Here is a 10577-nt window from a genome sequence, read left to right as displayed (position 1 = left end):
GGTTCGGCCGCAGGGGCCGGCTGGGCTTCGGCCTCGGGCGCTGCTGCCTCGGGTGCCGCCGGGGGCGCGGGCTCTGCGGCGGGCGCCAGCTCGGCAGCCGGGGCGGCCTCTGCCGCGGGCGCGGGAGCAGGTTCTGCGGCAGGTGCAGGCTCCGCCTCTGCCGCGGGCGCTGCTTCAGGTGCCTCGGCAGGCTGCTCCGCCGGGGCTTCGGCCGGTGCTTCCTCGGGGGCAGGGGGCGCCTCGGCCGGGGCTTCCGGCGCGGGTTCCTCGACTGGCGCGGGCTCGGGCGCAGGCTCTTCCGCAGGCGCGGGCTCCGCCGGCGGCGGGTTCTGGGCCTGGTTCAGGTCGGCACCGTCCTGCGGTCCCTCCTCGCCGGGGGCTGCGGGCGGGGGCGGGACCTGACCTTCGGGCGCGGCCTGCGCCAGGATCAGGTTCTGGGGAGCCGCCTGATCGGGGGAAGGCATTGCGGTCTGGGCCATCGCAAGATGCGGCGCCATCAGCGACAGGCAGGCCGCGATGGCGGTTGTGTTATGGATAATCCGGCGCATGAGACGCTCCTTGTGGAAAATCGAATGACTGTCTTTGGTGCTTTAACAGGCACTTGCGCCAAGGGTTCCCAAACTTGCCGTGACCATCGCGTGATGGGCGGCGGTGCGCCATGCAAAAGGCCGCGCCGAAACGGCGCGGCCCATGGGGCGATTCGATAGAAACGACGTCAGACGCCGTCGCCGACAAAGGCCTTTTCGACGACGAATTCGCGCGGCTCGGAATTCGCGCCCTCGTTCAGGCCGAACCCTTCCAGGACCGCCTTGACGTCGACGTTGAACGCCAGGCTGCCGCAGATCATCGCGCGATCCTGTGCCGGATCGATGGGCGGCAGGCCCAGATCCGACAGCACCTTGCCCGAGGTCAGGTTGTCGGTGATGCGCCCCATGAAGGGCGAGGGCTCTCGCGTCGTCGTCGGGTAGTATTTCAGCCGCTGGGCGAAATCGTCGCCATAGATCTCGGTCAGCAGCGGGTCGTGGCGCAGGTTGTTCACCAGCTCGGCGCCATAGACCAGCTCCTCACCGGTGCGGCAGGTATGCATCATGATGACCTGCTCGAACCGCTCATAGGTCTCGGGGTCGCGCATCAGGCTGGCAAAGGGCGCGAACCCCGTGCCGGTGGCCAGGAACCACAGCCGCTTTCCGGGCAGCAGCGCATCCAGGACCAGCGTGCCTACGGGTTTCGGACGCAGGATGATCTGGTCGCCCGGCTTGATGTGCTGCAGCTTGGAGGTCAGCGGCCCGTCGGGAACGATGATGGAATAGAATTCCAGCTCGTCGTCCCAGTTGGGCGAGGCGATGGAATATGCCCGCAGCAGCGGCTTGCCGTTGTCGCCCGGCAGGCCGATCATCACGAATTCGCCCGACCGGAAGCGCAGCGAGGCGGGCCGCGTCACACGGAACGAAAACAGGCTGTCGGTCCATTTCGTGACCGAGGTCACGGTCTGGGCGTCGGGAACGGTAATCTTGGCGGCCTCGGTCACGGGCAGATCCAGCGTCATTGTTGCAATCCTTGTCGTCTAATCGAAGGGGCGCGAGGGTGAAAGGGTCAGCCGGCCAGCTGCGCCCGATGGTCCCAGGCCTTCCAGTCGGCGCGGGCCAGCCACTGATCCTCGGGCTGGCGGGCGGCGATGTCGGGGGCGACCTCGACCTCGTCAAAGCCCACGCGGCGCGCCATGGCGTATTGATCGGCGATCAGCCGCCCCGTCGCGCGCAGGCGACCGGTATAGCCCAGCTCGCGCAAGCGGCGGGCCAGCGTGAAACCGCGCCCGTCGCTGAAGGACGGAAACGCGATCCCGATCAGCGGCTGATCAAGATGGTCGGCCAAGGTCGCGGGGGCGGTGTCGGGGGCCAGCACCACGGCAGGCTGGTCGGTCACTGGATGAAACCCGTCGTCACGGGCCAGGACGGGTTCGCTGTTCAACTGCTCGCTCATGCCGAGACCTTTCCGCGGACCATGCGCCCGCCGATGAAATGGATGCCGCATTCGGATTTCTCCTGGCCGCGCCAGCGCCCGGAACGGGGGTCCTCGCCCGGCTTGACCGGAGAAGTGCAGGGCGCGCAGCCGATCGAGGGATACCCTTTGGCCACCAGCGGATGCCGGGGCAGGCGGTTCTCGACCATGTAGTCCTGCACGTCTTCGGGGCGCCAATGCGCCAAGGGATTCACGCGCAGGCGCGACGGGGGTTCGGGCTCGAAGAACTCCAGCGCGGCGCGCTGGCCGTTCTGGAACCGCTTGCGGCCCGTGATCCAGGCGTCATAGCCCGACAGCACGCGTTCCAGCGGCACCGTCTTGCGGAAATCGCAGCAGGCGTCGGGGTTCGACTTGTGCAGCGTTCCGTCCGGGTCATGGGCCGCGATCTCCGCCTCGCTGGCGGTGATCACCTGCACGTTGGTCAGCGAAAGCCGCTCCGCGACCTCCTGCTGATAGGCCAGGGTCTCGGGGAACAGCATCTGCGTGTCGATGAACAGCACCGGCAGGCCCGGTGCGACCCGGCTGACCATGTGCAGCAGCACGACCGATTCAGCGCCGAAGGACGACACCAGCGCCACCTGCCCCAGATCGGGGTCGGTGACCGCGCGGCGCAGCACCTCGATGGCGGCATGGTGGCGATAGCGGTCGTTCAGCCGCCCCGCGCGTGTGTCCAGGTTCCCGTCAAGCATCGGCGGCCACGGGATAGAGCGCGGCCTTGAACGGGGCCTGACCCAGACGGCGATAGGCGTCGATAAAGCGTTCGGACGCGTCCTCGCGCACCTCCAGATAGGCGCGCAGCAGCTGGTCGATGGCCGGGACGACCTGTTCGGCGGGGAAGCCCGCGCCTGCGCGCTCGCCGATGGCCGGGATGTCATAGGCGTCGCCGCCAAGCGTGATCTGATAGTTTTCCACGCCCGCACGATCCAGCCCCAGGATGCCGATATGGCCCAGGTGGTGATGCCCGCAGGCGTTGATGCAGCCCGAGATGCGGATGTTCAGGTTGCCGATCTCCTCCTCTAGCCCGACGGAGCGGAAATGGTCGGCGATCTCTTCGGCGATGGGGATGGAACGCGCGGTGGCCAGCGCGCAGTAATCCATGCCGGGGCAGGCGATGATGTCGCTGGTCAGCCCGGCATTCGCGGTGGCAAGGCCCGCGGCGCGCAGCTCGGCGTACAGCGCCGGCAGGTCCGACTTGTGCACATGCGGCAGGGCCACGTTCTGGTCGTGCATCACGCGCAGGTCGTTGTGGCCGAACCGTTCGGCCAGATCGGCCAGCAGGCGCATCTGGTCGGCGCTGGCGTCGCCCGGCGTCTGGCCCGGCGCCTTGAAGGTCACGACGACGCTGGCATAGCCCTCGACCCGGTGCTGATGCAGGTTCGTATCAGACCAGCTGCGGAAGGCCGGGTTCGCCTGACGCTCGGCCTCATATCCATCCACGGGCGCATTGCGGAAGGACGGCGCGCGGAAGCGATCCTTGAACACCGCCAGCGCGTCCCGGTCGGCACCGTGGAAGTCGCGGCGGCGGGCGAGGAATTCCTCCTCGATCTCGGCGCGCATGACGTCCAGGCCGCGTTCCAGCACGGTGATCTTGATGCGGGCCTTGTATTTGTTGTCTCGGCGCCCGGCCAGGTTGTAGGTCGCGATGATCGCCTCGACGTAAGGCAGCAGGTCCTCCTCGGGCAGGAAGTCGCGGACGACCTGACCCAGCAGGGGCGTGCGGCCCAGACCTCCGCCGATCCAGACCTCGAAGCCGGTCTGGCCGTTCTGTTCGGTCAGGCGCAGGCCGATGTCATGGGCGGCGATGACCGCGCGGTCCTTCTTGCCGCCGGAAATGGCGATCTTGAACTTGCGCGGCAGGAACTGGAATTCGGCGTGATCCGTCGACCAGCTGCGCAGCAGTTCCGCATAGGGGCGCGGATCGGCAGCCTCGTCAAAGGCCGCGCCGGCGAAGGCGTCGGTGGTCACGTTGCGGATCGTGTTGCCGCTGGTCTGGATGGCGTGCATTCCGACATCGGCCAGCGCGTCCAGCATGTCCGGGATGTCCACCAGCTTCGGCCAGTTGAACTGGATGTTCTGGCGGGTGGTCCAGTGGCCGTAACCCTTGTCCCACTTCTCGGCCAGCAGGGCCAGGGTGCGCATCTGGTCCGGGCTGATCGTGCCATAGGGAATGGCCACGCGCAGCATGTAGGCATGCAGCTGCAGATATACGCCGTTCATCAGGCGCAGCGGCTTGAACTCGTCCTCGGTCAGGCTGCCGTCCAGACGGCGGGCGACCTGGGCACGGAACTCGGCCGCGCGCTGGCGGACATAATCGGTCTCGACGGGGCGGATATCAAACATGGGCGGTTTCCGTCTTCTGGGCGTCGGCTTGCCGATCGGCCTGGATGCCGTGGAAGTAATTGGACGGTCCGCGCTGGCGGAAGGCCTCGCGGAAATGGACGGGCTCGGGTCCGTCGGGACCGCGCCTGGCCTCGACCAGATAGGGACCGACGACGATCTCGGATTGCGCCACGGCCTGCAGCAGGTCCAGGTCGGCGATGGCCTCGTCGTCATAAACGGTCGCTTGGCGCGGATCGCGGGTCCAGCCGTCGGCGCACATCCACACATTGTGGCCTTCGCGAAGGTCATTCGCGGTTATGACGCCGGGGCGTGCGGCCGACAGGGGGAAGGATTTGCTCATGACTGGACCTCGCGGTTTTGCTGACCTCTATATAGAATTTCGTTCTGGATTCTGCACAGTGGTCGCGGCAAATAAGGACGATCGACCAAGGAGTGCGCCATGCCGGAACCGATTTCCCCCGATGCGGGCGCAGGCCAAACGCCTGTCCGCCTGGACGAGGTGGACCGCAAGATCCTGTCCCTGCTGCAGCAGGATGCCAGCCTGTCGCTGGACCAGATCGCCGACCGGGTGGGGGCCTCCAAGACCCCGGTCTGGAACCGAATCCGCAAGCTGCGCGAGGCGGGGGTGATCCGCCGTCAGGTCGCCATCCTGGACCCCGAGGCGCTGGGGCTGGAGGCCTGCTTCTTCGTGCTGATCCGCACCAGCGAGCATGACCGCGACTGGGCCGCGCGCTTTCTGCGTGCGCTGCGCGAGCGGCCCGAGGTGGTCGAGGCACACCGTCTGGCGGGCGACATCGACTATATCCTCAAGGTGCAGGTCAGGAACGCCCGCGCTTATGACCGCTTTTACCAATCGCTGATCGGCGAGGTGAAGATCCACAACGTCACGGCCCTGCTGTCGATGGAGGAGATCAAGGCGACCAGCGCCCTGCCCATCCCGGACGGCGAGCGCTGAGATGGGTTGGGTGATCTGGCACAAGCCGACCTGCTCCACCTCGCGCTGGGTTCTGGCCGCGCTGCGCGAGGCAGGGATCGCACCCGAGGTGCGCGACTACATCGCCGTGCCGCCATCCGAGGATGCGTTGCGCGATGCGCTGTCGCGTCTGGGCATCGGGGCGCGGGGGTTGCTGCGGCGCAAGGGAACGCCATTCGCGGAACTGGGGCTGGATGATCCCGGCCTGTCCGATGATGCGCTGATCGCGGCGATGGCGGCCCATCCGATCCTGATCGAACGGCCGGTCGTCTTCGCGCCGCATGGCGCGGTGCTGTGCCGGCCCAAGGAGCGGGTCAGTGAGCTGATCGCCCGCAATCACGCAGGTGGTTCGCCGTGATCCGGCAGGGGTGGGGGGTGCGAACCGACAGATGACGCCCGGACTGCGGTGACAGCGGCAGATGCCTTACGGATCGATCGGATCGAACGCCCCGACAGAGATGCCCAGCAACAGCCAACGCCGTCCCTCCAGCCCCAGGACCAGATCGAAGCTGACATGACGCGGCTGCAGCGGGACAAAGCCGGTCAGGCGCAGCTCCTGCCCGGTATCGGACAGCGCGCTGTCCAGGATGACCGGGTCGACGACCATCGCCTGCAGCAGGTCCAGCCGTTCCTCGCGCAGCGGCGTGAACAAGCCCGCCAGGCGCGTCGGATCGTTGGCCAATGCGAATTCCGGGGCGGCGATGTCGCGCAGCACCGTATAGTTGCCCGTCCAGTTGCCGTGGTTCACCGCCGCCAGCACGTCGCGGATCAGGGCGGTGGCATAGCTGGGTTCGACCAGGGGGGCCTCGGCCCGGAGTTCGGGCTGCGGTTCGGCGGGGGCGTCCTGCGCATGGGCGCTGGCGCCGACCAGCGCCAGCGCCATCGCGATGGCCAGGGACAGCGCATGCGCCGTCCCCGTCCGTGTTGCGGCGTGGCCTACCACGCGTAGGTCACGCCGATGCGGCCGCCGACCTGGTTGCGGTCGAAGCCATAGGTGATGCCCGCGTCGAACTGGGTGTTCGCGTCGAAGCGGTAGCCCATCGACGCTGCCAGTGCCTGCGATCCCTCGAAGCTGCCGATGCTGGTCGACACGGCATAGGTCTTGTCCTCGGGAACATAGGGGGTGTTCAGCGCCATCGCCATCGCGATGCCTTCCTTGTTGTCCTCGACCTGCTGGCCCAGAGAGCGCACGCGGCCGTTCAGCGACGACATGCTCTCGCCGATCGACCGGTCGACCGCCAGGTTGCCCTGCGCGTCCGAGGTCACGACGCCGATGGGGGTGCCCTGCGCCGCCGTGCTGGCATCCGACGCGATGCCCGCCGCGCGATAGGTGTTGGCACCGTTGCCCAGCACGAACTCGTTCGCGCGGGTTGCGGTCGCGCCATCACCGATGGCGACCGAGTTGTCGGCCGCGGCGACCGCCTGGTTGCCAAGCGCGATCGACCCCGATCCCATGGCCATCGCGGCCTCGCCGATGGCGGTCGAGCGCACGCCGCTGGCCGCTGCCAGGTGGCCGAAGGCATGGGCGCGTTCCGCGGTGGCCTGCGCCTGCCAACCGAAGGCGGTGGCGGCGGTGCCGTTCGCGACCGATTCACCGCCGACCGCGGTGGTCGACGTGCCGTTCGCGACCGAGGTGTCGCCGATGGCCAGCGCGTCCGTGCCGTTGGCGATGGATTCGTTGCCGATCGCGGTCGAGAAATCCGACTGCGCGTCGGCATTTTCGCCCACGGCCAGCGAGCGGACACCCTGCGCGGTGGCCAGGTGGCCGATGGCCTGGGCGCGTTCCGCGGTCGCCATGGACTGCCAGCCGATGGCGCTGGCGCCCGGCCCGGTCGCGACCGACTCGCCACCGATGGCGGTGGTCGAGTTGCCGTTCGCCGCCGCCGTGTCGCCCACGGCCAGCGCATCAACGCCATTGGCGATGGATTCGTTACCGATGGCGGTGGACAGGTCGGTCTGTGCGTCGGCATTCTCGCCGATGGCCATCGACCGGACGCCCTGTGCGGTGGCCAGGTGGCCGAAGGCCTGGGCGCGTTCGGCGGTGGCCTGGGCCTGCCAGCCGATGGCGCTGGCGCCGGGGCCGGTCGCAACGGATTCGCCGCCGACCGCGGTGGTCGAGTTACCGTTCGCTGCCGCGGTGTCGCCCACGGCCAGCGCGTCGACGCCGTTGGCGGTGGATTCGTTGCCGATGGCGGTGGACAGGTCGGTCTGCGCGTCGGCGTTCTCGCCTACGGCCAGGGACCGGACGCCTTGGGCGGTGGCCAGGTGGCCGATGGCCTGCGCACGTTCCGCGGTGGCCTGGGCCTGCCAGCCGATGGCGCTGGCGCCGGGACCGGTCGCGACCGATTCGCCGCCGACCGCGGTGGTCGAGGGGCCGGTGGCGGTCGCCTCTCCGCCGATGGCCACGCCGTCCACGGCGGTCGCATCGGTCGAGGCGTTGTCGCCGATGGCGACCGACAGCGGGCCCTCGGCGATGGCGGTCGGGCCGCAGGCCAGCGATCCGGCGCCGCCTGCGCCCTGCTGGCATTCCTGCGCGGCAGCCGTGCCGACGGCGCCGATCATCGCGACGGCGGCAGCACCGCCGAGCAGCATGGCGCGGGTACGGGTCAGGTGGGTCATGGGATTCTCCTCATCCGTTGGACAGGGCCTTTTGCGGGCCTCTGACCGGGGGACGCGGGAAACCGCCGACCGGATGCAGGATTCGTCGAATTAATTCCCGGGCGGCCTCAGTCGTCCACGACGTTGAGGATCTTGGGCAGCGCGGGGCAGGGCAGCAGCTGGTTCTTCGCCACGTCGGCCAGCGTGTGATTGTGCAGGAAGACATAGACATGCGCGGACAGGCTTTCCCACAGCCGGTTCGACAGGGTCTGCGCCCGCGACCCGGAAATGCCGCCCGACGCGCCCGCGCCGATATGCATGGCGCTGACGGTCTCGTCCACGGCCTCCAGGATCTCGGCCACACGGATCGTCTCGGGGGTGCGGGCCAGGCGGTATCCACCGCCCGGACCGCGCACGGATGCCACCAGCCCCGCCCGGCGCAGGCGCACGAACAGCTGTTCCAGATAGGGCAGCGAGATGTCCTGGCGTTTCGAGATTTCGGCCAGCGAGGTCAGGTCGCCCCCCTTGGCGATGGCCAGGTCGGTCAGCGCGATGATCGCGTAGCGTCCCTTGGTGGACAGTTTCATGGCGCGTCTTCCCCCCGATGGTCCGTGCCGGGCCTGCCTTTGCATTGACGCGCGCCGTCGTCGCGCGCTATGCCCGGCCCAGCATGTTTCTTGCCAAACCTGTGCCGGCTGCCCAGATATCCCGTCTAGAAGCCATGCGCGCACGCGTCAAGAAACCCGACAGGACCTGTGAAGGACAACCATGCCCGAGCTGATTTTTCCCGGCCCCGAAGGCCGTCTCGAAGGCCGTTACCACCCTCAGCCCGGCAAGCCAGACGCCCCCATCGCCATCGTGCTGCATCCGCACCCGCAATATGGCGGGACGATGAACAACCGCGTCGTCTACAACCTGCACTATGCGTTCCACCGCATGGGATTCACGGTGATGCGGTTCAACTTCCGCGGCGTGGGCCGCAGCCAGGGCGAATTCGACCAGGGCATCGGAGAGCTGTCCGATGCCGCCTCGGCGCTGGATTACCTGCAGGCGATGAACCCCAATTCCAAGCATTGCTGGGTCGCGGGGTTCAGCTTTGGCGCCTGGATCGGGATGCAGCTGCTGATGCGGCGTCCCGAGATCACGGGCTTCATCAGCGTGGCCCCGCCCGCGAACATGTACGATTTCAGCTTCCTGGCGCCGTGCCCGTCGTCGGGCCTGATCGTGAACGGCACCGCCGACCGCGTCGCCCCGCCCAAGGACACCGCCACCCTGGTGGGCAAGCTGCGCGAGCAGAAGGGCATCACCGTCACCCATGAGGAGATCGAGGGCGCGGACCATTTCTTCCGCGACGACGAGACCCACATGAAGCCGATGATCGACCTGGTGCAGGGTTACGTCAGGAAGCGCCTGACCGAGACGTCGCGCTGAGGGCTGCGGCCATGCTGGACGATGCGTTCGCCTTTCTGTGCGAGGCGGACCGGCTGAAGTCGGTCCACCGCGCCAGCGTCCTGATGGACCTGTCGCGCCCCGAGAACAGCGCAGAACACAGCTGGCACGTCGCCCTGTGGGCAATGGTGATGGGCGCCAGCGACCGCGCCATCGCGATGATCCTGATCCACGACCTGGTAGAGATCGACACGGGCGATCAGCCGATCCACCTGGATCATGACGTGGAAGGCCTGGCCATCGCCGAGGCCGCGGCAGCGGATCGCATCTTTGGCCTGGCGCCGGACGGGGCGCGGCTGGCCGCCCTCTGGCGCGATTTCGAGGGGCGCGCGGACGCTGCCGCGGTGACCGCCAAGCGCATGGATCACGCACAGCCCATCTTTCAGGTACTGCAGGCGCGCGATCCGATCCCCGACCATGTCCGGATCGTGCGCGACAACCTGTCGGCCGGACGCGCGGCGCGGTTCGAACGCGAATGGCCGCAGGGGTGGCAGGCCGCGCATGCGCTGCTGTCCGGGCAGGAGGTCGCCCAGGGCGATCTGGCCCGCCGCCTGGCCTTTCTGGCCGAGGCCGACGCGCTGAAGGGCGTCCTGCGCGCAAACCGCCTGCTGGACGGATCGCGGCGCGAGAACAGCGCCGAGCACAGCTGGCACCTGGCGCTATACGCGCTGGTGCTGGGCGGTCTGGCGGGGCCGGGCGTCGATCCGGGCCGCGTCATCCGCATGCTGCTGATCCACGATCTGGTCGAGATCGACGTGGGCGATGTGCCCCTGCATTCCGCCGGCGGGCAGGCGCATGGATCGGCGGCGATCCAGGCCGCCGAGGAGGCCGCCGCGCGGCGCCTGTTCGGTCTGTTGCCCGACCCGCAAGGACGGCAGATGCTGACCCTGTGGCAGGAGTTCGAGGCGGCGGCCAGCCCCGATGCTGTCTTCGCCAAGGCGCTGGACCGCTGCCAGCCCGCGGTCCAGAACCTGCGGTCGGGCGGCGCGGGCTGGTTCGAATACGACGTGACCCTGGCGCAGGTGGAAAGCCGCGTGGGCCCTTGGGTCGAACGCGGCTGCGCGCCGCTGTGGCAGTGGCTGCACCACGGCCTTCGCGCCCATTTCGCAGGCAGCTGATCACCAGGCGGGCGTTTTGCATACCATCGCATACCGTCTTTCAATCGGACCCTTTTGCGGCTAGAAGCGGCGCGACCGTA

The 10577-nt window shown here is 68.4% G+C and carries 12 protein-coding genes and 1 pseudogene; 4 read left to right on the top strand and 9 right to left on the bottom strand.

What is annotated here, in order from left to right:
• From FHD67_RS11800 to FHD67_RS11775, 6 genes and pseudogenes are all read right to left on the bottom strand, one after another.
• Nucleotides 1-548 (bottom strand): annotated as a pseudogene (locus tag FHD67_RS11800) (hypothetical protein); the annotation flags it as partial.
• A 167-nt stretch (nucleotides 549-715) separates the two neighbouring features.
• On the bottom strand, nucleotides 716-1546 hold the full coding sequence (locus FHD67_RS11795) for a ferredoxin--NADP reductase (protein WP_045981424.1): 831 nt from the start codon (nucleotides 1544-1546) through the stop codon (nucleotides 716-718).
• A 47-nt stretch (nucleotides 1547-1593) separates the two neighbouring features.
• Complete coding sequence (locus tag FHD67_RS11790) at nucleotides 1594-1980, bottom strand: DUF934 domain-containing protein (protein ID WP_046001351.1); 387 nt, start codon at nucleotides 1978-1980, stop codon at nucleotides 1594-1596.
• Nucleotides 1977-2708 (bottom strand): phosphoadenylyl-sulfate reductase, encoded by a 732-nt coding sequence (locus FHD67_RS11785; RefSeq protein WP_127899130.1) that lies wholly within the window; start codon nucleotides 2706-2708, stop codon nucleotides 1977-1979. The genes FHD67_RS11790 and FHD67_RS11785 overlap by 4 nt, the downstream gene beginning before the upstream one ends.
• Complete coding sequence (locus FHD67_RS11780; protein WP_139598792.1) at nucleotides 2701-4359, bottom strand: nitrite/sulfite reductase; 1659 nt, start codon at nucleotides 4357-4359, stop codon at nucleotides 2701-2703. Before FHD67_RS11780 ends, FHD67_RS11785 begins: the two co-directional genes overlap by 8 nt.
• Nucleotides 4352-4699 carry a DUF2849 domain-containing protein gene (locus tag FHD67_RS11775; RefSeq protein ID WP_045981428.1) on the bottom strand — a complete coding sequence of 116 codons (348 nt, stop codon included), beginning with the start codon at nucleotides 4697-4699 and terminating at the stop codon, nucleotides 4352-4354. The genes FHD67_RS11780 and FHD67_RS11775 overlap by 8 nt, the downstream gene beginning before the upstream one ends.
• Nucleotides 4700-4798: 99 nt before the next feature.
• On the opposite strand from FHD67_RS11775, the gene FHD67_RS11770 reads away from it, so the two are divergent.
• Nucleotides 4799-5314 carry an Lrp/AsnC family transcriptional regulator gene (locus FHD67_RS11770; RefSeq protein ID WP_045981429.1) on the top strand — a complete coding sequence of 172 codons (516 nt, stop codon included), beginning with the start codon at nucleotides 4799-4801 and terminating at the stop codon, nucleotides 5312-5314.
• Nucleotide 5315: 1 nt separating this feature from the next.
• Nucleotides 5316-5690, top strand: coding sequence for an arsenate reductase (glutaredoxin) (gene arsC, locus FHD67_RS11765; protein WP_139598791.1), 375 nt, complete (start codon nucleotides 5316-5318; stop codon nucleotides 5688-5690).
• A gap of 66 nt (nucleotides 5691-5756) precedes the next feature.
• On the opposite strand, the gene FHD67_RS11760 is transcribed toward arsC, so the two are convergent.
• The 3 genes from FHD67_RS11760 to iscR all read right to left on the bottom strand — a co-directional run bounded on the left by FHD67_RS11760 (nucleotide 5757) and on the right by iscR (nucleotide 8517).
• Nucleotides 5757-6275: a hypothetical protein gene (locus FHD67_RS11760; RefSeq protein ID WP_139598790.1), complete on the bottom strand. Its 519-nt coding sequence runs from the start codon at nucleotides 6273-6275 to the stop codon at nucleotides 5757-5759.
• The gene (locus FHD67_RS11755; protein WP_139598789.1) at nucleotides 6269-7951 is read right to left on the bottom strand and encodes a YadA-like family protein; all 1683 of its coding nucleotides are present in this window, start codon (nucleotides 7949-7951) and stop codon (nucleotides 6269-6271) included. The genes FHD67_RS11760 and FHD67_RS11755 overlap by 7 nt, the downstream gene beginning before the upstream one ends.
• 107 nt (nucleotides 7952-8058) lie before the next feature.
• Nucleotides 8059-8517, bottom strand: a complete 459-nt coding sequence (gene iscR / locus FHD67_RS11750; RefSeq protein WP_045981432.1) for a Fe-S cluster assembly transcriptional regulator IscR — start codon at nucleotides 8515-8517, stop codon at nucleotides 8059-8061.
• 181 nt (nucleotides 8518-8698) lie between these two features.
• On the opposite strand from iscR, the gene FHD67_RS11745 reads away from it, so the two are divergent.
• On the top strand, nucleotides 8699-9361 hold the full coding sequence (locus tag FHD67_RS11745; protein ID WP_045981433.1) for an alpha/beta hydrolase: 663 nt from the start codon (nucleotides 8699-8701) through the stop codon (nucleotides 9359-9361).
• An 11-nt stretch (nucleotides 9362-9372) separates the two neighbouring features.
• Nucleotides 9373-10497 carry an HD domain-containing protein gene (locus tag FHD67_RS11740; RefSeq protein ID WP_139598788.1) on the top strand — a complete coding sequence of 375 codons (1125 nt, stop codon included), beginning with the start codon at nucleotides 9373-9375 and terminating at the stop codon, nucleotides 10495-10497.
• Nucleotides 10498-10577: the final 80 nt, after the last annotated feature.

Origin of the sequence: Paracoccus haeundaensis (assembly GCF_006239215.1) — a bacterium.
In the GTDB taxonomy this organism is placed as follows: domain Bacteria; phylum Pseudomonadota; class Alphaproteobacteria; order Rhodobacterales; family Rhodobacteraceae; genus Paracoccus; species Paracoccus marcusii.
Note: the sequence above shows the minus strand (reverse complement) of the source record. Positions and strands in the feature narration are given on the sequence as shown.

What these genes read in the sequence shown, in the direction of transcription:
- FHD67_RS11795 (WP_045981424.1), bottom strand. Translation starts at nt 1,546, where the DNA reads ATGACGCTGGATCTGCCCGTGACCGAGGCCGCCAAGATTACCGTTCCC.
- FHD67_RS11790 (WP_046001351.1), bottom strand. Translation starts at nt 1,980, where the DNA reads ATGAGCGAGCAGTTGAACAGCGAACCCGTCCTGGCCCGTGACGACGGG.
- FHD67_RS11785 (WP_127899130.1), bottom strand. Translation starts at nt 2,708, where the DNA reads ATGCTTGACGGGAACCTGGACACACGCGCGGGGCGGCTGAACGACCGC.
- FHD67_RS11780 (WP_139598792.1), bottom strand. Translation starts at nt 4,359, where the DNA reads ATGTTTGATATCCGCCCCGTCGAGACCGATTATGTCCGCCAGCGCGCG.
- FHD67_RS11775 (WP_045981428.1), bottom strand. Translation starts at nt 4,699, where the DNA reads ATGAGCAAATCCTTCCCCCTGTCGGCCGCACGCCCCGGCGTCATAACC.
- FHD67_RS11770 (WP_045981429.1), top strand. Translation starts at nt 4,799, where the DNA reads ATGCCGGAACCGATTTCCCCCGATGCGGGCGCAGGCCAAACGCCTGTC.
- arsC (WP_139598791.1), top strand. Translation starts at nt 5,316, where the DNA reads ATGGGTTGGGTGATCTGGCACAAGCCGACCTGCTCCACCTCGCGCTGG.
- FHD67_RS11755 (WP_139598789.1), bottom strand. Translation starts at nt 7,951, where the DNA reads ATGACCCACCTGACCCGTACCCGCGCCATGCTGCTCGGCGGTGCTGCC.
- iscR (WP_045981432.1), bottom strand. Translation starts at nt 8,517, where the DNA reads ATGAAACTGTCCACCAAGGGACGCTACGCGATCATCGCGCTGACCGAC.
- FHD67_RS11745 (WP_045981433.1), top strand. Translation starts at nt 8,699, where the DNA reads ATGCCCGAGCTGATTTTTCCCGGCCCCGAAGGCCGTCTCGAAGGCCGT.
- FHD67_RS11740 (WP_139598788.1), top strand. Translation starts at nt 9,373, where the DNA reads ATGCTGGACGATGCGTTCGCCTTTCTGTGCGAGGCGGACCGGCTGAAG.